Origin of the sequence: Methanohalophilus sp., assembly GCF_030156785.1 — an archaeon.
In the GTDB taxonomy this organism is placed as follows: domain Archaea; phylum Halobacteriota; class Methanosarcinia; order Methanosarcinales; family Methanosarcinaceae; genus Methanohalophilus.
The window spans coordinates 63,414-88,068 of the sequence record NZ_JASGLW010000005.1 but is presented as its reverse complement, the minus strand read 5'-3'; the positions used below and the strand labels follow the sequence as shown (position 1 = coordinate 88,068).

At 41.1% G+C, this 24,655-nt stretch carries 27 protein-coding genes; 11 read left to right on the top strand and 16 right to left on the bottom strand.

What is annotated here, in order from left to right:
* The first annotated feature begins 227 nt into the window (after positions 1-227).
* Both PWQ49_RS04090 and PWQ49_RS04085 read left to right on the top strand, forming a co-directional pair.
* Positions 228-938, top strand: coding sequence for an ATPase domain-containing protein (locus PWQ49_RS04090; RefSeq protein WP_300608186.1), 711 nt, complete (start codon positions 228-230; stop codon positions 936-938).
* Positions 939-1,003: 65 nt separating this feature from the next.
* The gene (locus tag PWQ49_RS04085) at positions 1,004-1,846 is read left to right on the top strand and encodes a response regulator (protein ID WP_300608183.1); all 843 of its coding nucleotides are present in this window, start codon (positions 1,004-1,006) and stop codon (positions 1,844-1,846) included.
* Between the two features lie 17 nt (positions 1,847-1,863).
* Here the strand turns inward: PWQ49_RS04085 and purE are convergent, their stop codons facing one another.
* The 13 genes from purE to trmY form a co-directional block, all read right to left on the bottom strand.
* Complete coding sequence (gene purE / locus PWQ49_RS04080) at positions 1,864-2,253, bottom strand: 5-(carboxyamino)imidazole ribonucleotide mutase (protein ID WP_300608181.1); 390 nt, start codon at positions 2,251-2,253, stop codon at positions 1,864-1,866.
* Between the two features lie 12 nt (positions 2,254-2,265).
* Positions 2,266-2,550: a chorismate mutase gene (locus PWQ49_RS04075; RefSeq protein WP_300608179.1), complete on the bottom strand. Its 285-nt coding sequence runs from the start codon at positions 2,548-2,550 to the stop codon at positions 2,266-2,268.
* A gap of 13 nt (positions 2,551-2,563) precedes the next feature.
* Positions 2,564-3,430, bottom strand: coding sequence for a shikimate kinase (locus tag PWQ49_RS04070; protein WP_300608176.1), 867 nt, complete (start codon positions 3,428-3,430; stop codon positions 2,564-2,566).
* Positions 3,427-3,984: a hypothetical protein gene (locus tag PWQ49_RS04065; RefSeq protein ID WP_300608173.1), complete on the bottom strand. Its 558-nt coding sequence runs from the start codon at positions 3,982-3,984 to the stop codon at positions 3,427-3,429. The genes PWQ49_RS04070 and PWQ49_RS04065 overlap by 4 nt, the downstream gene beginning before the upstream one ends.
* A gap of 32 nt (positions 3,985-4,016) precedes the next feature.
* Positions 4,017-5,984, bottom strand: a complete 1,968-nt coding sequence (locus PWQ49_RS04060; protein WP_300608170.1) for a hydantoinase/oxoprolinase family protein — start codon at positions 5,982-5,984, stop codon at positions 4,017-4,019.
* Positions 5,985-6,251: 267 nt separating this feature from the next.
* Positions 6,252-8,183: a hydantoinase/oxoprolinase family protein gene (locus PWQ49_RS04055; protein WP_300608167.1), complete on the bottom strand. Its 1,932-nt coding sequence runs from the start codon at positions 8,181-8,183 to the stop codon at positions 6,252-6,254.
* Between the two features lie 89 nt (positions 8,184-8,272).
* Positions 8,273-8,869: a HemK2/MTQ2 family protein methyltransferase gene (locus PWQ49_RS04050; protein WP_300608165.1), complete on the bottom strand. Its 597-nt coding sequence runs from the start codon at positions 8,867-8,869 to the stop codon at positions 8,273-8,275.
* The gene (rsmA, locus tag PWQ49_RS04045; protein ID WP_300608163.1) at positions 8,869-9,681 is read right to left on the bottom strand and encodes a 16S rRNA (adenine(1518)-N(6)/adenine(1519)-N(6))-dimethyltransferase RsmA; all 813 of its coding nucleotides are present in this window, start codon (positions 9,679-9,681) and stop codon (positions 8,869-8,871) included. The genes PWQ49_RS04050 and rsmA overlap by 1 nt, the downstream gene beginning before the upstream one ends.
* A 15-nt stretch (positions 9,682-9,696) precedes the next feature.
* Positions 9,697-10,290, bottom strand: coding sequence for a DUF655 domain-containing protein (locus tag PWQ49_RS04040; protein ID WP_300608160.1), 594 nt, complete (start codon positions 10,288-10,290; stop codon positions 9,697-9,699).
* 55 nt (positions 10,291-10,345) lie between these two features.
* A complete protein-coding gene (locus tag PWQ49_RS04035) occupies positions 10,346-10,699 on the bottom strand; it encodes an RNA polymerase Rpb4 family protein (protein ID WP_300608314.1) in 354 nt (117 codons plus the stop codon).
* Positions 10,700-10,841: 142 nt separating this feature from the next.
* Positions 10,842-11,135, bottom strand: coding sequence for a 50S ribosomal protein L21e (locus tag PWQ49_RS04030; protein WP_300608157.1), 294 nt, complete (start codon positions 11,133-11,135; stop codon positions 10,842-10,844).
* Positions 11,136-11,195: 60 nt separating this feature from the next.
* Positions 11,196-12,497, bottom strand: a complete 1,302-nt coding sequence (locus PWQ49_RS04025; RefSeq protein WP_300608154.1) for a tRNA pseudouridine(54/55) synthase Pus10 — start codon at positions 12,495-12,497, stop codon at positions 11,196-11,198.
* Positions 12,484-13,101 carry a tRNA (pseudouridine(54)-N(1))-methyltransferase TrmY gene (gene trmY, locus PWQ49_RS04020; protein WP_300608151.1) on the bottom strand — a complete coding sequence of 206 codons (618 nt, stop codon included), beginning with the start codon at positions 13,099-13,101 and terminating at the stop codon, positions 12,484-12,486. Before trmY ends, PWQ49_RS04025 begins: the two co-directional genes overlap by 14 nt.
* A gap of 105 nt (positions 13,102-13,206) precedes the next feature.
* On the opposite strand from trmY, the gene PWQ49_RS04015 reads away from it, so the two are divergent.
* Both PWQ49_RS04015 and PWQ49_RS04010 read left to right on the top strand, forming a co-directional pair.
* On the top strand, positions 13,207-13,356 hold the full coding sequence (locus tag PWQ49_RS04015; RefSeq protein ID WP_300608148.1) for a hypothetical protein: 150 nt from the start codon (positions 13,207-13,209) through the stop codon (positions 13,354-13,356).
* Entirely contained in the window at positions 13,343-13,945 is a 603-nt protein-coding gene (locus PWQ49_RS04010) for a TatD family nuclease-associated radical SAM protein (RefSeq protein WP_300608145.1), read from the top strand. Before PWQ49_RS04015 ends, PWQ49_RS04010 begins: the two co-directional genes overlap by 14 nt.
* 2 nt (positions 13,946-13,947) lie before the next feature.
* Here PWQ49_RS04010 and engB read toward each other — a convergent pair whose 3' ends face one another.
* From engB to PWQ49_RS03995, 3 genes are all read right to left on the bottom strand, one after another.
* Positions 13,948-14,565 carry a GTP-binding protein EngB gene (gene engB, locus PWQ49_RS04005; protein WP_300608311.1) on the bottom strand — a complete coding sequence of 206 codons (618 nt, stop codon included), beginning with the start codon at positions 14,563-14,565 and terminating at the stop codon, positions 13,948-13,950.
* Positions 14,558-15,541, bottom strand: a complete 984-nt coding sequence (locus PWQ49_RS04000) for a DHHA1 domain-containing protein (RefSeq protein WP_300608142.1) — start codon at positions 15,539-15,541, stop codon at positions 14,558-14,560. Before PWQ49_RS04000 ends, engB begins: the two co-directional genes overlap by 8 nt.
* Positions 15,542-16,051: 510 nt before the next feature.
* Positions 16,052-17,659: a BatD family protein gene (locus PWQ49_RS03995; protein WP_300608140.1), complete on the bottom strand. Its 1,608-nt coding sequence runs from the start codon at positions 17,657-17,659 to the stop codon at positions 16,052-16,054.
* A 227-nt stretch (positions 17,660-17,886) separates the two neighbouring features.
* Here PWQ49_RS03995 and PWQ49_RS03990 point away from each other — a divergent pair, with 227 nt between their 5' ends.
* Genes PWQ49_RS03990 through PWQ49_RS03960 form a run of 7 tightly spaced genes read left to right on the top strand, consistent with a single transcriptional unit; the run spans position 17,887 to position 24,561 of the window.
* Positions 17,887-18,465, top strand: a complete 579-nt coding sequence (locus PWQ49_RS03990) for an FmdE family protein (protein ID WP_300608138.1) — start codon at positions 17,887-17,889, stop codon at positions 18,463-18,465.
* A gap of 14 nt (positions 18,466-18,479) precedes the next feature.
* Positions 18,480-19,505, top strand: coding sequence for a 4Fe-4S binding protein (locus PWQ49_RS03985; RefSeq protein WP_300608136.1), 1,026 nt, complete (start codon positions 18,480-18,482; stop codon positions 19,503-19,505).
* Between the two features lies 1 nt (position 19,506).
* A complete protein-coding gene (locus PWQ49_RS03980; RefSeq protein WP_300608133.1) occupies positions 19,507-21,258 on the top strand; it encodes a formylmethanofuran dehydrogenase subunit A in 1,752 nt (583 codons plus the stop codon).
* Positions 21,259-21,263: 5 nt separating this feature from the next.
* Positions 21,264-22,073: a formylmethanofuran dehydrogenase subunit C gene (locus PWQ49_RS03975; RefSeq protein WP_300608129.1), complete on the top strand. Its 810-nt coding sequence runs from the start codon at positions 21,264-21,266 to the stop codon at positions 22,071-22,073.
* A gap of 10 nt (positions 22,074-22,083) precedes the next feature.
* On the top strand, positions 22,084-22,473 hold the full coding sequence (locus tag PWQ49_RS03970; protein WP_300608126.1) for a molybdopterin dinucleotide binding domain-containing protein: 390 nt from the start codon (positions 22,084-22,086) through the stop codon (positions 22,471-22,473).
* A complete protein-coding gene (locus tag PWQ49_RS03965; protein ID WP_300608308.1) occupies positions 22,466-23,791 on the top strand; it encodes a formylmethanofuran dehydrogenase subunit B in 1,326 nt (441 codons plus the stop codon). Before PWQ49_RS03970 ends, PWQ49_RS03965 begins: the two co-directional genes overlap by 8 nt.
* Positions 23,788-24,561: a formate dehydrogenase accessory sulfurtransferase FdhD gene (locus PWQ49_RS03960; RefSeq protein WP_300608124.1), complete on the top strand. Its 774-nt coding sequence runs from the start codon at positions 23,788-23,790 to the stop codon at positions 24,559-24,561. The genes PWQ49_RS03965 and PWQ49_RS03960 overlap by 4 nt, the downstream gene beginning before the upstream one ends.
* Positions 24,562-24,655: the final 94 nt, after the last annotated feature.

Here is a 24,655-nt window from a genome sequence, read left to right as displayed (position 1 = left end):
AAACCCAAATAAGAGGGTTTTCGTAATGATTTCGCATAAATTTATCTCTATACTCGTATTGTAACTGTCTGCAGCCCTTTTCTTAACCTATTTTAATTGATGATACCTGATAACAAATCCCGATTTGGGGGGGGACTTTGCATGTTGTACTTCTTATAAGAAGAATCGGAAATGTTTTCTACTATTGCTATAAATTATTTATAGAAACAAGTTATTTGAATTCTTTGATGGAAAGGATTCCAACCGGTATTGCAAAACTAGATCAGGAACTTGAGGGTGGGTTACCTATAAATAAAGGTATTTTGGTTACCGGTACAGCTGGATCCGGCAAGACTATTTTTGGATTACATGTTATTAATAGAGCTTGTGAAGATGGAAAAAATTGTTTAATACTGGCAACCGAAGAAACAAAGGAAGATATTATAGCAGAAGCAGAGAACTTTGGATTTGCCTTTTCACATTATCTGGAAGAAGAGTTGCTTACAATAACCAAAGTTCTAGAAATGAGAAGTAAAACCACCACTGCATCATCACATCTCACAAGTGGTTTGAGCATACGTGAAATCGATATAATTGGTCTTGCAGATCTGGTTCCTGAAAACGTTGATCTGGTACTTATCGATAACATAGGAGTTTTTGCACTTGGAATGTCTCTCGGTGATTTCAGGGATCAGTTTGATACTCTAAACTTACTTCTGTCAGAAAAATCTGTAACGGCCATTTATGTCCTTGATCAAGCTACGCACGAACTAACCAACTATGTTGCTGATTATTCAACATATGGATGTATTAAATTCCTTGTTAAGGAAAATCCATACACCTCAAAAATGGAGAGATTTATTTTCATACCAAAAATGAGAGGAACAAACATATCCCTTGATCTCAATAAATTTGTAATAACTCCCGAAGGTATGCGTGTCATTGGACCCACCGAATGAAAATTTATGTTGTACTGAGTGCAAAAAATATGTTTCTATGACAAAAATAGAGAGAGGATACACAAATGGAAATGGCATCTATTCTTGTAGTGGATGATGAACCCCAAAATCTGGAATTAATTGAAGCATATCTCATAGGGGAGGAATACAATCTCATTTTTGCCTCAAGTGGCGAAGAAGCTTTACAAAAAGTAGAATCAGAAAAAATTGATCTTATTCTTCTCGATATAATGATGCCCGGAATAGATGGATATGAAGTATGCCGGAGAATTAAAGAAAATGAGAATTATCCCTATATTCCAATCATCATGATAACTGCCCTTTCAGAAAAAAAAGACCTGATAAAAGGATTGGAAAGCGGGGCAGAAGAATTCCTGACAAAACCTATTAACAAACTGGAACTTAAAACCCGAATTAATTCCCTCTTGAAACTGAAAAAATACCATGATGAGATTATTCAGGACAGAAATAAGCTTGAAATGCAGAATCAAGTTCGCAAGATACTAACTGCAATAATTCCATCGTTATTGGCGACAGTTCCTATTGAGCAGAAAAAAATTATGATGAGACAGATGGTGGAAAAGGTTGAGAGCAATATATTGCAGCACTATCATGAAAATTCAAATGAAATGAACGTTGATAACATCGGCGAAATTGGTTGCAAGGTTCTAAGTGAAATTGGAGGGAATTATCATGCTGTGAAAACAGATGACAATTTCGTCAGGATAACTGCGAATGAATGTCAGTGGGGAGATGAGATAAAAACAAATCCCATTATGTGCAATCTCACAGTTGGAATCCTTTCAAGATTGCTCAACAAGGCAAACATTGATGGCAATATAAATGTAAGGAAGACTATTGGCAATGGGGATGAAATGTGTTGTATAGATATCTATTTTGAAAAATAATATTATTAAAAATAAAATTATTTGGCAACTTCTAATATCCTCATGGCAAGGTGCGCAGCATTTGCACCATTGTCGATACCAACTGTTGCAACTGGGACTCCCGGAGGCATCTGGGCAATTGAGAGCAATGCATCAAGACCACCAAGTTTGGCACCAACCGGTACACCAATCACTGGTTTGCGTGTTTTGGAGGCTACTACTCCTGGAAGCGCTGCTGAAAGACCTGCAATTGTTATGAAAACATTAGCATTGCTACTTTTCACAAATTCATCCAATTCATCCGGGTTGCGATGAGCGGAAATTACATGGACTTCAAATGAATAATCAGTGTTTTCCAGAACATTCGTCACACGGTTTGCAATGGCCCTGTCCGATTCGGAACCCATTATTATTGCAATATCAACCATTTTATCTTCTCTTTAAGGTAAATTTCCTTCGCCACTTAATTCATGCTGCTTTTCAATATTCATCCTGATAAGAATTTCGAAAATTTCTTTTACGGAAGCAGTATCCAGATTGTGTTCTGTTGCTGCGGCTATCGCACGTTCAATCACAACGGAATTCTGGTTTTCATCATTAATTGACATTTTTTGTTTATGTTTATAATGCAGAATATCTTCAGCCAGAGCAACCCTCTTGGCTATCAGCTCAACTATCTGCTCATCAATGCTGGCAATTTCGCCGCGCACTTCCTCTATTGTCATATGAATCAACAAGTTATTTTACTATCAGCGCTCCTACATTATTGATTTCTGTCTTTATCACTTTTCCGGCAGGATCATATTTATTCCATGCTTTTTCCAGTTTAGCAGAATCATTACCTCCTAACAGAGCTACGTAGGAAGGACCGGTTCCCGAAAGACTTACACCATGTATACCACAATCAAGTGCAATCATTAATGGTTCTGTATCAAAACCAAGAGCGCTACAATAAAGCATTCCGTTTAGGGTCATGGCTTTTTCATAATCTCCGGCAAGAGCAAGATCATATGCCATCTCAATCCAAGGAGCAATTGCCTTTGAACGCATAACATCTGTCTTGCAGCTGAAAACCTGCCTGTCTGGCACAAGGATCATAACCTCATCTTCTCTCTGAACCCTTGCAAGCAGTGTATTGTTGCAGTTATCTGTAACCACAATTCCACCAAAAAAGGAGGCACATGCATCGTCAAAAGCACCCGTTATGGTAACCCCTGCCTCCTTTGCAGCAGTTACTCCAAGATTTACCAGATCAAGGGGTTCCATGCTTTCCCCAATAGCATCAAGAGTTGCAAGGACTGCCGCATTGGCTGCTGCGCTGCTGCTTTTTAATCCGCTGGCCATTGGGATTTCACTCCATGTTTTCACGGTCCCTTCCATCTTAAACCCAAAATGTTTTAGCGTTTTCTGGACTGCTAATTCAATAAGGCGTGTATCCCCATCAGTATTACCTTCGATCTCACCCCTGATACCGCCTGAACCATGTGAAAGTTCGACTTTAGACTGTGTTTTCAGATCTATCCCAAAAGCAGCTCCTTTATGCATTGCAATGGCATTAATAATTGTTCCAGCACCAAGCGCTTCGCCGTATCCTACTACTGTCATTTTTGTTCCCTTGATATATCTATAATCATTTTTTTCAGACTTTTTAATTCTGAAACTATTTTATCCTTCTCCGGATTTACAGGATTTTGATCACGGGAATATTTTGTAATCAGGTTGTCAAGAGTATCAATTTCTTTGTAGGCACATTTGTATTTCGGTTTAAATGACGGAAGGTCTTCAAGGGGAATTACCCTGACACCACTTTTTTGATCAATTGCGGGCTCTCCATTAACAACTACAACAAAATCATATTTCAGGAATCCAAAAGCTCTTGCAACATCTCTAGATTTATCAGATACTTGTTGGACACGCTTAGCTTTCATGCGCTTATGGGCTAGAAGGGAATCTTTGTATTCCATGAAACAAATATTCCTGTCTTTCCATAGAATTGCATCATACTCAATTTTCTGTGACGAGTTATTAATTGTCAAACCTGCGTTGAAAAGTACACCATTAAAATCTGATAAATTTAGTTTTTCACGGAATTGCCGCTCTGATCCTATTATATCAGGGCGGATTTTCAGACAATAAGGCCCACTTCTCAACTTCATCATGAATTGAAATAGAGATCTTTTTCCTTAAATATTTAAGGGGTATTAGGCTTCTTGATGTCATCATTCCTGTTTCTGAGATCCGCAATACCTGTCAGGATCAAACGTGTTTCAATAAGAGCATTGCTGTCAGGGAAAGTGAGATCTTTTCTTTTGATATCAATGGAAATCTCACCTTCATCAAGTTCTGCATCTTTCATATACTCCATAATAAGTTTTGTACCAATTTCCTTTGAAAACTCAATTGCCTCATCATAGGATGAAAATATTTCTTTACCTCCAGGATAAAAAGCGGAAACCGAATCGGTTTTCAGGTTGTGAGCTGCGACCTTATTGTAATTAGGCCTTATCAGGATCTCGATGCGCTTAAGACCTCTGCCTGCAAGCGCGCCTACTGCATTGCCAACTTTCGAATACTTAGGAAGGATAATTTCAGCATCCATATATTTGCCAATATCATTCACATAGGCACTTACGGGTCCACCGAGCAAAACAACAGGAACATTCACTTTGAACTGACCGTAATAGTTATTGTCAAGTGCTTTGCGAATTTCTGAAGCTGGTATATCTTCAAATACATAGGAAAGAACATTAAGTACTATATTTTTAGTGAATTCTTCCTTAACATAAGAACTTATCTGGTAGGCATCCCTGAAACAAAAATTACCTATCAAAGTCGCACCAAGTATGGATGCTTCAGTATCCCATTCATTATATATTCCCAATACATGAAGAGCATCCGTTGGTGTGAAGCCAATTGCCTGAACCAAACGCTTCTGGATTAGGCTTGTCATCGTCATAGGGGATGGGAAGGAACGTTTTTCCCAGTAAATCTCATTAATGGTTCTCGGGGATTCATCAATCCTTGCAAGCAATTCTTCTTCCTTCTCTGTCAACTCAATGGGTTCATGATTTGTTTTCATGAACAATTTTGCAGGCTGGATGTTTTCTCCAAGCTGAGCTCGCATAATGTGCTGATTTTTACTGAGCTTATAACGTATTTCAGGATATTGAGTAGCAGCCACACAAAGCGGAATGACACGTTTGGGACCAATGTATAATTTTTCATTCTTGGTCCATACATGGCTGTCACCTCCAAGTGCAGAAGTTTCCATTCGGATTGCTTCAACTTTTGTGTGCCAGCCACCTACAATAGCACCTTCATCGGTGATCTCCGGGAATCCATCAATAATCATTGCCACGTCGGTACTTGTACCACCTACATCAACCACGATACAATTCTTGCGTTTTGCCAAGTATGAGGCACCTACAAGACTGGCTGCAGGACCGGTGAAAATAGATTCGATGGGGTGCTTGAGAGCTTCCTTGATGCCTACGATGGAACCATCGCATTTAAGCATCATCATTTTAGCATCAATACCCCTCCTCCTAATTTCTGATTCAACTGTATCCATGAACCGGGTGGATATAGGAAGCAACTGGGCATTCAGGTAGGCAGTAACACCACGTTCGTACGCACCAAGTGACTGTGAAAGCTCATGTCCGCATACTACAGGAAGACCTGTTAAATTTGTTATCAGTTCCTTAACCCTGAGTTCGTGTTCAGGATTCCGAATACTGAAATAGGAAGATACGGCAAAAGCAGATACTTTATCTCTGACTTTTTTAATAAAAGATTCCGCCGCTTCAATATCAAGTGGATATTTTTCATTGCCTGCTGGAGTGTGCCCGCCTTCAATATGTATTGAATATTTTATAGAAGTATCTGCCGGGATGTCGGCTTCACCAATCATAATAAGAGCAACAGGATAACCGGTACCTTCGAGAATCGTATTAGTGGCAAGCGTAGTGGATACCGATACAAGAGAAACATTTTCAAGATATGACTGATCTAAGCCATCAAGAGCATTCTGTATCCCGATAAGCAAATCCGGATATGTCGTTCTAGCTTTCATTGTGTCAACAATCTCTCCGTCCGAATCCCTCAGGATTACTGCATCTGTGTAAGTACCTCCGGCATCTATTCCAAGACTATATTTCATACTACAACCTCTAACTACTATCTAATATACTTCACAAAACAAATATATTGCGATTTCTCATATCGTTTTTCAAAATCATAGCTCGATTCTGCAAAATGTTTGTATTTTATGACCTATTCTTTTATTCAAGATAACTTTCGTCTACAACTTGAGTTGAATCCTTAAAATGTTTTGTATTGAACATAAAAATGGAAGAAAATCTTGAGGATACAAACCGGATATATTTGAAGGGAATCAAACCTAATACATCCATGAAAATACTCCTTCTCAGGTGTTCAGCTTGGGCATGCCGACACCAACAAATATAAGCTTGGTTTCAATGGGGATGCCCCCTTCATCCTGAAGTTTTATGTCATGCTGCGTGACTTCAATCCGTATGTCTCCACCATCAAACCCGGATTTTTTCATATACTCCATAACTAGCTTTTTGCCCAGAGCCTTGCCTGCTTCCAGTGCCTCTGGATACGTGGAATATTTAAATGCTTCTCGACCGTTTGGAGAGAACATCATGATACCAGATTTTCTGCCCTTGTATATACTGCGAATGAGAATTTCAAATCTCTTGATTCCTTTCCCCATAATAGCTCCAACGGCATTTCCGACTTCAGCATGTTCAGGGAGTATGACTTTCGCATCAAAAAACTCATTGATTTCGTCAACATATGCCTGTGCAGGACCACCAAGAAGAACAACTGGTATATTCACCTTGAATGCTGAGAAAAATTCAGCACGATTTTCCAATATTTTCTCGATTTCACTCCTATCAACACCTCTCAAAAGGTAGGACATAATGTAGAGAGCCATATTCTTTGCAAAAATAGTTTTAGTATGCCTGCAGAATTCTGTTCTTTCTTTCAGCATAATTCTTCCTAATGTACCAGCTGCGAGTCTTGAAGCTTCAACATCCCATTCAGTATAATCACCCAAGACATGAAGTGCATCCGTAGGAGTAAAACCAATTGCCTGGATAAGACGCTTTTTAATTAACAGATCTAAGAATATTGGAGATGGAAGGTGATCTGAATAAATATCATTTACAGAAATCGGTTCGTCACCAATACGATCAAGAAGATCCTCTTCTGTGGAACTGAGCTCTGCCGGCTCCTTGCCGGTACGAATAAAAAACTTGGTTGGCTGAATGTTTTCGCACAACTGCATTTTTGAAGGAATACGAGCAATTCTTAGCTTGTCTTTGATAGATGGCCATTTGGATGCTGCTACGCATATGGGAATTACACGACGTGGACCAATATTGATTTTTTGGTTTTGAACCCATATGTGACTGTCGCCTCCCATAGCCGAAGTTTCCATACGAATAGCTTTTACTTTTGTTTGCCAGCCTCCGACAACTGCTCCTTCATCAGTAATTTCCGGCAATCCTGAATTGATCATTGCCACATCGGTACTCGTACCGCCTACGTCAATTGCAACACATGTCTGGGCATCCGAGAGATAAGAAGCACCGACTAAACTGGCAGCAGGGCCTGAAAAAATGGACTCTATAGGTTTTTCTTTTGCTTCATCAATGCCCACAACTGAACCGTCACATTTGAGCATCAAAAGGCGCCCTTTGATATTTCTGCGTTCCATTTCGTGCATTATCGCATCGATGAAATTATCTGTAATGGGAATTAACTGGGCATTAAGATAAGCGGTTATACCTCTTGAAAAAGCACCCAAATCCTGGGATAGTTCATGACCGCAAACTACAGGCAGTCCTGTAAGTTCACGAATGAGAGCTTTTACCTCCAATTCATGGCTGGGGTTTCGAATGCTGAAATAGGAAGATACTGCAAATGCTGAAACCCTGTCTTTAATTTCCAGAACAAAATCCCGCACTGCATCAATATCAAGCCTTTCTACTTCCTCTCCATAAGACCCATGCCCTCCTGAAACTACGATGTAATTTTCAAAGGATACGTCTTCAGGAACCCCTAAATCACCTATCAGAATCAACGCAACAGGATAACCTGTATGCTCAAGAATTGTATTTGTAGACAGAGTCGTGGATACTGAGACAAGTTTTATGTTTTCAAGATAGGCAGGATCAAGTCCGTCTATGGAATTGCGTATTCCTTCAAGAAGATCAGGATAGGTGGTCAGCGCCTTACTGGAATCCACTATCTTGCCATCAGAATCGCGAACAATGACAGAATCTGTATAAGTACCACCAGCATCAATTCCCATACTATATTGCATTTTTTCAACTCCAGATAATCAAAAATAACTCAGGAAGATTTAATGACAAAATTATGATTATAACCATATATATAAATGGTGAAATACGGTTACCCATTTAAGCACCCATGCAGCACCATAAGCTTCTCAAAAAAACAGGCTTCATCAGAAATCACATTAACATTGAATCCTTCATTATTCATTAAGCGAATGACTTCTTTAGGTCCGGTAAGGGATGATATCAATAGCAACACATCACCATCGGGTTTCAGGTATTGTTTTACTTCTGCTAAAAAACGCCGTATGCATTCCCTTCCATCTTTTCCCCCATCAAAGGCAAGATTTATCCAGCCTCCCAAACGCTCATCATCTTCTGTCGGCAGGTATGGAGGATTAAATACAATTGTATCAAATTGTTTTACTTGTTTAAATCCCCCAAACAAATCGCAACATATTACATCAACATTATTTTTTCTTGCACAATTGAGGGCATAGGGATTTAAATCTGAAGCAATAAGTTTAACATTCTTTTTGTTTGTGAGTATAACAGATGATACAAACCCACTTCCTGTGCCTATTTCAAGAACGCAGCTACCATCTTTTATGTATTCGATACAGGCATCCGCAAGAAGAAATGAATCTTCGGCAGGTTCATATACATTTTCACAAAAATAAACCGTAGCTCCCTTGTAGACAACGTAAGACATTAGTTATCCACCGCTTTTTTTTTCAATTCCAGAATATAGTTTGCAAGGGATGCAAAATCTTCCGGGGAAAGTTCTTCAGCTCTTTTATTCATTACAGATTCCGGAAGATGAGTGAGAATAAACTGTTTTTCTTCTGACGGAAGGGATCTGGAAATAGCATTCTTGAGTTTCTTCCTCCGCTGGGAAAAGGCAGCTTCCACAAGTTTAAGGAAAAACTTCTCGTCCTTTACAAGATAAGGTGATTCGTGTGGTTCAAGACGAATCACAGCTGACCATACCTCAGGTTGGGGGCTGAATGACGAAGGCGGTATTTTGACTATGATGTCCACATCTGCATAGTGCTGGATAGCAACTGAAAGCCTACCATATTCTTTAGAACCTGAAGACGAAACCATGCGTTTTGCAAACTCATATTGGTACATCAGAACAGCGAGATCAAAACCATGTTTCAAAAGGCGGAAAGTAATCGGCGAGGAAATGGAGTAAGGAAGGTTTGCAACCACTTTATTGAATGGAGGGAGATCAACTTTTACAGCATCCCCCAAGATTACCTCAAAATCATCCCTATCACCAAAGCGATCGTTGAGAACGTCCACCAGATATGGATCATACTCAATTACTGTAACCTTTCCAGCTTTTTTAAGAAGACGTTCTGTAAGATTCCCGATCCCCCCACCAATTTCAAGAACATGGTCGCTTTCCGACAGGTTTGCAGTTTCAGCTATCAAATCAAGAACATCTTCATCAATGAGAAAATGTTGATCATGTGACCCGCCTTTTACCCTATATCTTGAAAGAAGATTCCTGACCAATAATTAACCCACCTTTTAGTCTTGCCGGTGGTGTATTGGACGTGTAAAAAGGCGATATTTTATATTGTCATCCTTTAATTCTTCAAGGATACGGTTCACAATAACCTTTTCAGGTGTATGCATTGCGCTTACGCGTTCGTGAAGATCTGCAAAGCTTTTGAAATCTCCTTTTTTACGCTCATCTATTATAGCCCACATAAGTTTCTTACCGATCCCCGGAAGCAGTTCCAGCATGTGAAGACGGGTTGTAATTGGATGGGCTTCATTGAAGAATTTCACAAACCGTTCTTCATGATGTTTTACGGATTGTTCAAGAACAAAAGGAAGTTCAAGCTGAGAGCCACTGCTCAGGTCATTAAATCTAATACGACGTTTAACATGATCGATTTCTTTACGGTCGCCTTCACCGATATATACCCTAGACTGGATCTCAGGAGTATAGCCTTCTTTGGGAATCAATTCCATCAGAACAAACTGCTTGTCCCCAACAGCCTGTACAAGAGGTTTTTTCTGATAGGTTGGCCTCTTATCATTGGGATTTCCATAAGGTAAATAATCAAGTACCCATGCATACTCTTCGCGCTCTGGTCTCTTCCCCTTGGCGTTCATTATATCCTCCTATCCTCCAGCAATTATAGAAAAAGGTGGGGTATGGAATATAAATTTATTCCATACTTTCCATCACAAGTTCAAGGATTTGATCTAGCTCTTCTTCGGAAAGAGTGAATCTTTCTTTTGCATAAATTGATCTTAGTTCATCCCTTGAAAGAGGCATAATATCTGCAATATGAACTGCTATTTCAGGTTTCATCTTTTCCATTTCTAGAAGCTTGTTAACAAGTTCCCGAGCTTTTGCAGATGATGTCTTGGAAAAAAGATCAGCATGGTTTACAGCTTTCCTGAACTCGTAACCAAGCTCTTCACCACGTTCGGTGCGTTCCTGAAGGATCCTATTCAGGATCTCACGGGCTTCTGGTAATGTGAGCAATTCTTCTTCAAGAACTTCCTTTACTATCATTGGGTCACGCATCCCTGTAATTGTATAAGTACAGTTATTCCGAATATTTGACAATCCAGAAAGCTGATTAATAATAGAACATCGGATAGATATATCTATCCGATGTTCTCTGGTGTATTATTTTATAACTCCTGTTGGAGTGTCAGTACTTCTGTGGTTTGAGGTGTTCCGGAAGGGAAATAACCTCTTTCATTGCATTGCCATCACGCACGTGGAGGATATATGCACGACCGCGCTGTGAAATTACTTTCCCGGTCTTACCCTGGAATTTAGGGTTTGGCATTCCTTTTTGTACGCTTGGATCAATGTCTATGTGAACCATCTGACCTTCGGTAAACTCCTGAATAGCACGGCTCACAGGTGAGAGTCCTCTTTCTCTTACTGTCTTCTTCAATTTGTATCTGGTACAACATTTTGGACCATGGGATGTAGGCATTCTATTTTCCTCCACAATATGATAATAAATGCGATTTTGTTTTCTCAGAGATTATCTGGATTAGATATCTATTTTTACGTCAATGACATCTAGTTCCTCTACACGGGCCTGGGCTCCGATAATCCCGGTAAGGCTTGGAGATGTTCTGTTTTCATCCCCCGAAACAAGTTCCTTTACGTATAAACCACCCTGGCAATCGACCTTGAATATTGAGTATTCAGCATTGTATTCAAGCAATTCCACGGAATGTACCTTCCGTTTTCTTACAAGATCTGCACGACGATGGGATACACGAACGGGGGTTCGTTGTTCAATCTGGGAACCTGTGAGTTTTTCAGCCGCCAATCGGAGCGTATTCTCAGTAACCGGGTCACTGAATGTAACTTTAAGCTTATAAACTTTATCTGCCTTCGAACTCTTTAATTTATGAATAAGATCTTTTGAGACCAGTTTTAGACCTTCAACCTCAATTTTCCCGGACGATTCAACATTAATCTCTTCTTGGATGGCAGCTACATCAATAGTACGGATTTTTGGGGACAAGGCTTCCACAACGAATGGACGTCCTGTTCCGAGCATAAGGGCATCGATATCTTCTCTGCCTGAGCCGTGGAAACGTGTGTCATTGCCACCTGTAGCCCTGATAACTGGTCCACGAATTAATTCGTCAACAGATTCCGGGTATTGTTGTCCGGTTTGGTTGCATTTTTCACAGCCCCTGCCCTTACAGTTTCTGCATGGCCAGCGGGTCTGTGGAATACCTCGCACAAATTTTCGGTACCGTCCCGCAATGTAAAGAGAACGAATCTGTGCATAAACAACTTCTTTTGCAATATCAAGGGTAAACACAACATCAGGATTCTTAATATCTACCTCTTTACCGGTTTTAGCAGCTATCAGTTTCCCTACTTCCCTGTTGAGCTCACTTTTGATAGGTTCCCCATAGGTAGTACCTGATTCTGCCCAGAGGATTTCCTCATTTTCAGACAGGAGACCACTGATCTTTGTACCTACAACAAAAGTGGAGTATTCAATACCCTCAACTACCTTTACAGCCCGATCTGCCCATTCTTCCAGTTTTTCAAAAATGCCAAGGCAGACCCAACACTGCTCATCGTTTTTTGTGAAATCCTTGAGACTGTACCGGGCATTCCGGCTTGATGGTGCAAGACGTTCCAGAAGGGATTTGTCATCTTCATCTTTGCTTAGTCTATCAGCTTCCATCGCAAGTACAAGCTTGACAGCCCTTCCCCTTTCATCATTTGTAAGACCCGTGGAAAGGTTTGCAAACTGCCTGCCCATACAATGATCACAAATGGCGCCTTCCGGCAGTATTTTTTTTGCAATTTCAAGAATACTCATTTTTCCTCCTTCCCTGCCGCCTATCCAGTTCATCATGAATTATGGTAATACAGTGATTTGCATGCAGTGAGAGGGGACCTATGGAAAGAAGCCTTGCTCCTGCATCAAGTATTAGTTTCTCTTCTTCTTCAGTGACACCAAGATGATCACCTAATATAAAAACAGTATCTTCAGCAAAATCTGCGGTACACCTTATATCTTCCCCATCTTCCCTGAGATACACAAGTTCGCATCCTTTCTCTACGAATTCATCAAGCAATTCCTTGAGGCTTGCAGTACGGGTATTTACGCCGGGAGTTGAACGGCTTTCAAAACTCGAAATATCTTTCTGAAGAGCTTTCTTAATTAGCGCCCCTGCACTTCTCTCATCTGGGCTCAAGTAGCGAACATACTCTCCTTCAAATCTCACAAGCCTTCCCGGATGTGGTTCTCCGAGCAGGAGTAGATGTACCTGCACATCTCTACGAAGATCATGGGAAAGGAAAAAAGCGGAACTTACACATCTGCAAAGTATGTCCATTCTTCCGGCTGAACCGGGCATATCATTAAGGGAATAGTCCCCGCTTGTAACGGCTTTGTGACCGATTATCAAAAAATGTTTCATAATAAACTCCGGAATAAAGGCAATTGGGATCGAGCAGTATTCCAAGTTACAATAATATAAATAGGTTATTAAGCATTATTTTTTGAAAATTAATTAAGAAAAGAATTGGGAAAAAGAAAGCAGAATTTAACTGGAACATTTCCCGACAATCTTGGAAAAGAACCTTATGCATGTTTCCTCTCACCTGAAGTCATAAAAAACAAGTATCCTGTAATCAAAGATGGAAACTGGGATGTCAGAAATGAAAAACAGTAAGAAGGATACAATTTGCTACGAGGCACATGACAATCTGTACCTTAACATCACCAACAAATGTAGCGCAGACTGCACTTTTTGCATCCGAAAATTTCAGACAGGAGTGTATGGATACGATCTCAGACTATCAAAAGATCCTTCGCTGGAAGAAATTATTGCATGGCTGGAAAAATACGAACTTTCTGAATACGGAGAAATTGTTTTCACGGGTTTTGGCGAACCAACATTAAGATTTGAAACACTTCTGGAAATCATCAAATGGCTGAAATCAAAGGGAGCCTATGTCAGGCTTGATACAAACGGTCATGCACAGCTAATCAATCCGGAAAGAAATGTCATAAAGGATCTTAAAGAAGCAGGTCTTGATGCGGTTTCTGTAAGCCTGAATGCCGAATCGCAAGAAAAATATGACCGGATATGCAAACCCAAATACCCCAACGCCTATTTGGCTATGATTGGCTTCACAAGAGGTGCTATTGATGCGGGAATGGATACAAGGATGACTGTTGTGAAGGTACCCGAAATTAATATTAAAAAATGCAGAGAAATAGCTTTTTCACTTGGAGCAGGTTTCCATGTTCGAGGTTGAATTTATAGGTATTTTAACAGATCATCCCTCTTGGCAGCATGCAAGCGCTCCCTTAAAAGGATTTTCAGTGTATCAATAGATCCTTTCTTTGCACTGGTCGGAGCAATAATATATTTCCATTTGGTCCATGGTTTCAGAAGACCAAATTTGGAAACTATTTCATCCAGTACCTTGTCCTTGTTTTTCACCTTATCCATCTTATTCGGGACAATAATGGTATCAATTTCAAGTTCCGCCAGAAAATCAAACATCTCAATATCAATTGGGATCTCATTACGGGATTCCCAGCGCTCCACAACTTCCACAAAAGAAGATGCGTCAATCACAAGAAGAGCCAGTGAGATCTCATCTGCATTTTTCTCAATGCTGCGTACAATCCGGTCCTTAACAATATCCTGCTTTCGTTCTTTGACACCGCTCATAAATCCAAAACCAGGATGATCGGTCACAACGAGATCCGATCGCTTCACAATAGTGGGTTTTAACGTAACTCCCGGGCGTTTCCCTGTACGAACCTTGTGACCTGTAAGTTCTCTGACAAGAGAAGATTTACCCACATTGGATCGGCCAAACATTGCAATTTCAAACTTTCCTTTTTTAGAAAATCGGGTTTCACTCATTTTCTGCCGCCTTTTTCTCTTCAATCCCAATTCTCCGATCCAGTTCCATAATAAAGGACTCAAACAACTCTTCAGGGATGCGTGCGCCTGCTGCAACCGGATGACCTCCGCCAGAACCTCCATACTTCGGGGCAACTTCCCTGAGAATTCTATTTATATCCGCACCGTTGCGGGATCGAAGACTCAAATCATACACACCTTTTCGTTCCCTGTGCTCCACACCGATACCAACATTTCTCCTGCCATAAGAAGCCGCATAAATTGCAGATTTCCCCATGAAACCGTTTGGATCTATAACATAAGCAAGATTGTTCAAACTCTGGACACTAGCTTTCACACGAATACGTAATTCTTCTTCCATACGGGAAGCTGCACGTGCATATCTGGATAATTTGGCAATTTCGGACGGTATTTCATCCTTTGAAAGAGGAACGAGCAAACTACGCTTGAAATCATAATTCCTGCCAGCATACTGGATTGCCTGAATAAGAGTACCCGCCTGGTAATAAAGGCTTCTTTTATCCCAATCCTTGATCCATTTTTTAACATCTGGAGTATTATCACAATAGTCCCCAATTGCACCATAAATTGCAACTCTGCGAATATCGCGGCTTAATCTTGATTTAAAGATTTTGTAGGTAAGTTCAGCAGCACAGGTTTCAAGAGAGTGGTGGAACCATTGAGTATCCCAGCATTGTTTTGGGAGAGGATGGTGATCAATATATACAAGATCTACTTTTGATGACATTGTATCAAGTTTCTCGTAGAGTTCACCACACGTCCGTTCATCCACCGCAATGTCACATATTATGACATTATCATAACCTTTAGCAATATCAAGGCGTCTGTTAAGACTCACAGGATTTGTAAAAAAAACATCCGCATCCGGATATGCACTTTTGGCAATTGATCCTGAACATATGCCATCTGAATCACCATGTGTAAAGATTATAGTTTTCTTTGATTTTCCTTTCATTTCTGTCCTTCCAAAAAGCCTATCCAAAAGCTAAGCGCTTCATTAATAATCTTGAGAATCTGGACATAAAAATCCCTTAGACGTTATTTTCCCGTATTGCTGGAAAGGGGCTACAGGCTGGAATCTTTATTTGTAATTTATGCAGCAATCTTTGTGTATATAGTGGGAATATCACTACCTCCAGTTATATTGAGAGCTTCAATTTTGAAGTTACCACCTACAATCTTTAATTAGGAAATGATGGAACTATTTGCACAGAGAACTGCACTCCACGAATCTGATTTCTTGCCTTCTATGGAAAGTAAAACAATATCAATATCTGTAACACTAGATTATGGAAAGATCCAATTTATGGAATAACCATAACATTTACTTCTTCCTCCCAATAAAGAATACAGTCAGGTTCTTTCCATAATCCATCTTTCTGAGTTACTCGGAATAATCATGATCTGCAAGATTACAAATAAACCGTAGATCATGCAGTTTTCCATTTATCCCATGTTGGTTTTTTCACCTTTGTTGTTTAAACATATATAATAAACCTATTATGATTACTCCAAGCAGAGAACTAAAACCCGGTTCCACTTTATTGTCGTCAGTGTTTTCATGAGTATTTTCAGATTCAGCAGGATCGCCAAGAGTAAAAATAGGATCGTTATCATTTCCTGAACCAGAGTTTCCGGATGATTGGGAAGGTGAAGAAGATTCTGATTCAACCTGTTCACCTACCAAAAGTGAAAGTGAATTAGAAATCATCTCACCTTTGTAATTTTCCAGATCAATGAAATTTCCCTGAACAGGAGGGATTGTGAATGTGCCGTTTTCAGTTGCTTTTACAACATATGAGTAAGTTACAGACTTGCCATCGTCTAAAACCTGATCGACAAAAAGATCCCCGCTAACAAAGCTTAACCCCTCAGGTACTTCGGAAGAGAATTTAACATTTGCAGGTCTGTTTCCGCTGTTTTTAATAGTAACTGTCACGGTTGAAGTTTCACCTATATGTATTTTAGAATTACTTAAGGACTGACTGATCTCTATTACCGGACCATCTACCTGAATTTCAGGTTGTTGAGATTTGGCAGTGTATGTAATACCATCCACAGTAAAAGTGGCTTCAGTGGGCGGCAATTTATATTTTCCATCGTTGATTGGCTTAAGAGAATATTCAAAAAGAACAACTGATTCATCAGGAGCAAGGGACAGATCTTTTTCCAAGACAACATTGTCCAGCATTTCAAAACCAGTAGTAGGAAGAGAGTCTTCAACATGAATTCCAGAAATGCTACAGAGCCCCCAATTGCGCATAGAAACCTTAACTCTAACATTATTCCCCATATAAACTTCATCAACAGTTGATTTTGTAATCAGTAGTTCAGATTTGGGTTTGATAGTCACTTTGTGTGATTCCTTTTCCGTGTGTAAATCGTTATTGATGTCATAACCTTCTACCGTAGCGGTAATGTCAATATCAGTTTCTTCCCAGAAAAGAGGTATTTCAAATTTAGTTACAAAGGTTTCACTTGTTTCACCAATGCTTAGTTCTGATATTTCATGTACCAGATCTCCATCTTTAAGGTCCAGGTCTGCGCCAGAGAGTCTAAGAGTAATATCGTAGGCATCGGCTTCGCCTGTATTTTTTACTTTTACAGATACTTCAATACCATCTACAGATGCGGTAGTACGTGGATCATATGTATCTTTATTTGTATCAATCGTTATGTCAAATTCCGGCAAACCACGCATGTAAACACTAATTTTTGCAGTAGGATGCTGCATAGTCCCCTTCCACTGATCAATATCAAGATCAATTTCTTTTATGTAAACCCGAATATCATGACCATCGTCCACATCCCTGTAATCCAGAGAATCACCTACCTGCATTGGAGCATATTTTACCCCAACACCATTCTTGTAGAGATTCACATAAACATAACCATCATCATCAAAATCGGCTGTCTCAATGGTATATTCATCCACGTCTACCCTATCTCCCCAATGCATTGTTTTGGAATCTATAACTGAGTCCCATTGGACATCTTCAATTTCATATGCATTGACCGGATATATAAGAAAAAGTATTATCAGAATCATAATGGAAAAAGACTGAGCTTGCATAGGTCTACCTCATAAAATATAGAATCGTATTTCCTCTCTCATAGTGCTATATTCAAAATGAGAATCGTCTTTTTATAAATCACTTTTTATCGAAAATATTATCTAAAGCTAACAAGCCTGCAAAGGAACATCGATAAATATATATAATTTTCTCAGCTATGTTCTTTAGGCGTCCTCGCCTAATAGCTATATTTATAGTAAATTCTGTACCAAAATGAGGGTTCTTTATGGAAAATATCATTAATGAAATTGAGAAACAGGACCCACAACTTTATTCTCAAGTCGAAAAAATCATTCCTTTCCACGGGTATTTGAGTACTGGTGCATTTATCGGACTTCAAATGCTCAATATGGCCAAACGCATTCTTGATGTCAAGGAAGGAGAGCGCATTTACGCTGTCAGCGAGACTTACAATTGTTTACCAGATCCATTCCAGATCCTGGAAGGCGCAACCATCGGCAACAAAGGACTTCGCGTCAAGGACTATGGCAAAATGGCTGTCACGGTCAACAAGAGAGCGGAAAAAGGCATTTCTTCAGTGAAAGGTGTGAGGATATACCTTGATCCCGATAAGATGGCAGAGTACCCAAAGCTTCATGCCTGGTACATGAATACTGCAAAAGTACCCCATGAAGAAGTTCTCCCTGAATTACTCAAAGCCGGGGAAAGTGTCTACAGTTACGAGATGGTAGATATTGAAGTCCCATTGAAAATGAAAAAGAAAGTACGACTTTGCGAAAAGTGTGGTGAGAGCTTCGTCCAGTATGAAGATGAAGCACTCTGTCCTGCATGTAACGATAACTAAACGGAGAATACAAGATGAACGAAACCGTGATTTCAACCAAGGATAACAAACAGACCGTATACATTCCAGAGAAATGTATCGGCTGTGGAACATGCGTCATGGTTTGTCCAAAAGACACACTGGTAATCGGATCTGTCGGTCCTGTAGCCCGCGGTCTTCTGGACAAGGATTTCTTAGATATCAGGCCAGATACCTGTATCACATGTGGAATGTGTGCAAAAGTCTGCCCGACAGGCGCATTGGAAATGAGAGAAGATGGAAAGCCCGTGACCGATGAAAATTATATCAACGGCTCCATTAAACCCACAACTGTAAATGACGATTGTGTACACTGCGGTCTTTGTGAACAGATTTGTCCACAGGGTTGTATTGAAGTTGAACAGTGGCTTTCAAACGAAAATGTTGCAAAAATTGAGGGTCAGACTATCATTGATCAGGAATGTTGTGTACACTGCGGATGGTGTGCATCAGTTTGTCCAACCAATGCAATCGAAGTGGAAAAACCGTTTTCAGGAAGTTGGGCACGTGATGATGATATATGCCAGGCATGCCAGACCTGTCTGGACGTTTGTCCATGCAATGCACTTTTCAACCCTGAATGGGGTGTTGGAGAGCGCGTGGACAAGGTTGCACAGAGGCCTGACGCATGCATTTACTGTGGTGCCTGTGCAGTAGCCTGTCCGGTTAATGCAATTGATGTCAGGAAGACAGCTATATTACCGGAGATGGCAAAGAAAAATGTCTTCGAAAAGAAACTTGTTGACAAGCCTTCACCTACACCGGTACTTGCATCCACTCTTGCTACGGACAGGGATGCTTGCCTTGGATGCGGGAACTGTGTGATTGTATGCCCTGTCAATTCAAATTCTGACAAGGATATCGCAGCAGGATGCCTGAACGATATTGATGACAAACCACTTCTTGAAGTGGAAAACGGTGCAATCAAAGTAATCGATCCGGAAGTTTGTGGATCATGCGGTACATGTGCACTTATCTGCCCGACATCTGCAATCTGGCTTGAGAAGAGAGAGGTGGTATAAAATGGCTGCACTTATAGTTAAGAATGGTTATGTTTTCGATCCCCTCAATGAGATTAACGGGGAAGTAATGGATGTTTTCATTAAAGATGGTAAGATCGTATCTGGCCTTTCCGAAGCCGAGATAAAAGATGCCAAGGTCATAGATGCTACCGGCAAGACTGTGATGCCTGGTGGAGTGGATTCACACACACATATTGCAGGATCAAAGGTTAACTCCGGAAGATTCATGAGACCAGAAGATCATTACAAATATAACAAGCCAAAAACTGATATTACCCACTCCGGATGCGGTGAAACCACAAAGACCGTTTATCTTGAGGGATATGAATACGCACAGATGGGATACACAACTGCTTTTGAAGCTGCCGTGCCTCCAATGAAAGCCAGACATACCCATGAGGAAATGCGCTCCATTCCTATGCTGGATATGGGTGCCTACCTTGTTCTGGGTAACAACTGGTTCATGATGAGATACCTCAAAGAAGGTGACATGGAAAAGGCAGCTGCCTACATTTCCTGGATGATGAGGGCACACAAGACATATGGTATCAAATGTGTCAACCCTGCTGGTGTAGAGAATTGGGGTTGGGGTGAGAACGTAAGCTCACTTGATGAAGCTAACATTCACTTTGAAATAACACCAAGGGAAATTATCAAGGGACTTTGCGAACTCAACGAAGAGCTTGGAATCCCCATGCCTATGCACTTACACGCAAACAACCTCGGACACCCAGGATGCTACGAAACAACTCTTGAATCCCTGGCAATTCCATCAAAGATTAAAGCCCGACAGGATCTTGCTGTTGAATGGGCGGAGACCAAGATTGATCCGTCAAGGGATAGATCCATTTACCTGACTCACATGCAGTTCAACGCATTTGCCGGTACTTCATGGAGAGACTTTGAATCAGGTGTCAAGCCACTTGCAGATTACATTAATAAGAACGAACATGTGGTCATTGATAGTGGTTGTGTACCATTTGGAAATGCAACCTGTATGACTGGTGATGGTCCTTCAATCCACGATATAGCAGTGCTGACCGGTGGCAAATGGTCCAACTGTGATGTTGATCTGGAATGTGGTTCAGGGGTTTGTCCGTTCACATATCTCAAGAACAACCCGGTACACAGTGTCCAGTGGGCAATGGGTCTTGAGTGCCTTTTGCTTATTGACAATCCATGGCAGGCTATCATGACAACAGACAGCCCTAATGGTGGACCGTTCACAAAGTATCCAATTGTCATGAGCTGGTTGATGTCCAACTCCTTTAGAGAACAAACATTCGACGAATGCCACAAATGGGCAAATGACCGCAGTGAACTTGGCGGTGTTGACAGAGAGATGTCACTATATGATATCGCAATCCTCACACGTGCCAACCCTGCAAAGACCATTGGTATGGTTCACAGGAAAGGAAGCCTTGGAATTGGCGCAGATGGTGATGTAACTGTCTACGACATCGATCCGACAAAACTTGATGTCAACAACCATGAGGAACTTATCAGGAAATTCAGTAGGGCAGCTTACACAATCAAAGGCGGTGAAATTGCTGTAAAGGACGGTGAGATTGTTTCACTCCCTAACCAGAGAACCTATTACAGTGACATTACTGTTGATGAAACAGCTGAAAAAGCTATGCTTGCAGATGTAAAGGAATGGTTCAGGTACTACTCCATTGGATTCAAGCACTATCCAACCCCTGAGAAATACCTTACCAACCCCACAGCCATCAACGTAAACACGGAGAAGTGATTTGAATGGCAGAGGTTAAACTTACACCAAATAAGGAAATTGATCTTAAAGTTGAAGCTGATGTGATTACTCCGGATGAATTTGCCGGCAAAGGAAAATCTGAGATTGAACAGCTGCTCGTCTGGCAGGGTCCATCCCAGTATCCTCTTTCTGACTTCTTCGATGTTGAAGGAGAAGGAGGCAGCTCAGCCGAAGATACAACCATTGTGATTAATGGCGATGTTTCAAGAGTTAAATTAATCGGCGCAAAAATGACTGCCGGAAAAATTATTGTCAAAGGTTCAACAGGAATGCATGTGGGATCACAGATGGCTGGCGGAGAAATCGTCGTTGAAGGTGATGCAGACTCTTGGCCCGGAATGGAAATGACTGGAGGAGTTCTTCATATCAAAGGAAACGCAGGTGATCATGTTGGTTCTGCTTACCGCGGAAGCTGGCATGGTATGAAGGGTGGTCGCCTTATAATTGACGGGAATGCTCGCAGCCAGATTGGCGGCGGTATGACTGGCGGAGAAATTATAATTGGCGGATCCATTGAAAACTTCTGCGGAATTCGCCAGACTGGCGGCCTCATTGTGGTCAAAGGCAATGCAATTCGTGCAGTTGGTGCTGAGATGAGTGGTGGTACCATTGTAATTGGCGGAAACATTCAGAAATTCACTCCCGGAATGCAGAATGAAGGTGAAGAATCCGATCTGGAATTCGAGGATATCAAATGCAGTGGCACTTTCAAAAAGTTCAGAGGCGACTTTGCCATTGCCAAGAACCCAAAGGGCATTGTCTATGCAGGAAAAGAAACAAATCCGGATCTGTGAGGTGACAATAATGAAGTTCTTACTAAACACCGGAAGCACTATTGATGAAGGAAGGCTTGCAAAAGGTGGAAACAAATACAGCGAAGAATACAAAAAAGAATGTGCAGTCTGCTGGATTTCACCGGAAGATTTTGACTTGCTGGGATGCCCTGAAAAAGTGAAAGTAACCAGCACAGATGGCAGGTATTCAATTGTGGTTAACACAAAATGCACTGACAGAGTGATGTGTGGCAATATCTTTATGCCCCGTGCAATCTGGTCTAATGTTGTCGTGAACCCATGGACATTCTCCACCGGATCCCCGCTCTACAAAGGAAGCCCCGTAACTGTGGAACCAAGTGACGATGAGGTGCTCGACGCTGAGGATGTCGTGCTTAAACTATACTATGGAGGTGAGTGAAATGGTTGTTAAGAATGTAGTATGTCCTGTTTGTGGAGGATCATGTGAAGACATCCAGGTCGAGCTTAAAGACAACAGTATCACTGTGAAAAATGCCTGTAAAATGGGTAACGGTAAGTTTCAGGAAGTCGTGAGTGAGCACCGTATAAAGGATCCGATGATCAAGAAAGATGGTAAGTTTGTGAAGGTAAGCTGGGAAGAAGCCTTAGACAAAGCTGCCGAAATTCTTGCCAACTCCAGAAGACCGCTCCTTTTTATGGGCAGTGAAACCTCCTGTGAAGCTCAGGAAGTTGGTCTTCACATGGGAGAATATCTTGGCGGTGTGGTAGACTCTAACGCAACTATCTGTCATGGGCCAACATGTATGGGTATCCAGGAAGCAGGTCTGCCTACATCTACCTGCGGAGTGGCAATAAATCGTTCCGATCTGAATATTTACTGGGGGACAAACCCACTCGCATCCATGCCCAGACACATGTCAAAGTATGGTCTTTTCCCCAGAGGATATTGGACAAAGAGAGGTCGGTTTGACAGGAAAGTTATAACAGTAGACCCACGTAAAACAGATACTGCTGTTGCATCTGACCTGCATATCCAACTCCAGCCAAACAGTGATTATGAACTGTTGAATGCCCTGCTTACCATCCTTAATGGAAAAACACCACACCATTCCGTGGAACAGGTGACAGGTATAGCTATATCCGTAATGGAAGAAATGGTTGATATGATGCTTGAAGCCAAATTCGGAAGCATTAACGTAGGTCTTGGTGCAGGCTCATCCTTCGGTAAGCACCGCAACATCGAAATGGCACTGAACCTTGTAAAAGAGCTAAATAACAACCATGGTACCAAATTTAGGATAGGTGCACTTCGTGGACACTGCAATGTAGCAGGTTTTAACCAGATTGCAACCTATCTCTACGGATACCCATTTGCACTTGACTTTGCACGTGGTTACGCCAGATACAATCCGGGAGAAACTTCCTGTGTTGACTTACTGAGGGAAAAGGATGTTGATGCTGCCCTTGTGCTTGGTGCCGACCTTGTGGGCCATACTCCTGCAGACTCTGCTAAATACCTCTGCCAGATACCAATGGTCTGTATTGACATCGCACCGGGTCCGACCCCATCAGGTGCAGACGTTCTCCTGCCAGGTGTCATCGACGCATTTGAATGTGACGGTACATTCTACAGACTGGATAACGTACCAGTCTACTTCGAGCCATTCACTGACTCACCCTTTGATTTTACAAAGAGCAATGAGGACACAATGAAACAGCTCTTTGCAAAGGTTAAGGAACTGAAAGAGAAGGCATGAGCAAAGACAACTGGCATTTCGATAAGAAGCCAGAAACCGAAATTACATGGAAAGAAGAGGAGCGGGATGAAACTGCTCCTTATGTTTCCATGAACTGCATTGAGATCAAGGGCGATGAGTCCCCGAAAGAGATCAGTGTAGACGTTGTCGTTGAGGAAATGTTTGAAATTTTCCTGAATGACAATTACATTTCTTCTTTTTTAGGAAGTCCGAGAGAACTTGAAGAGATGACTGCTGGCCATCTGATTTCTGAAGGATACATTGAAAATGCAGATGATATTTCTTCGATTGAGATTGATAATAACAAGCTTTTTTGCAAGACAAAAAAACTGACAAAATGTACTGCTGATCCAGATCCTAACTTAAGAGTACAGAAAGATACGATTTTTGATCTTATTGATCATATTTTTGAAGAAGGGAAGATCTGGCGAAGGACAGGCGGTGCCCATTCGACGATTATTGCAAGTCAGGATGGTGAAATACTTGCATTCTGCGAGGACGTTAGCCGGGCTTCGGCTGTTGACAAGGCAATCGGCAAAGCAGCACTTGAAGGTGTAAAGCTTCATAAGTGCATAATGGCAACGTCAGGCAGATTGTCTGTTACCATGGTGGGAAAAGCTGTGAATGCGAAAGTTCCTGTAATAGTAAGCAAGGCTGCACCAATGGATCAGGGAATCAGACTTGCACAGGCAAATAATGTAACACTGGTTGGATTTGCACGCAGACCCAATCTTTATATTTATTCAAATCCGGAAAGGATATTGATCTAACCACAATTTAACCATTGTCACTAAATGATTTTTCCGCAATTTTTGAGTATTTGTGGGAGTGCCTCATGCCTGTCCCACAATATCAAGCATCAAA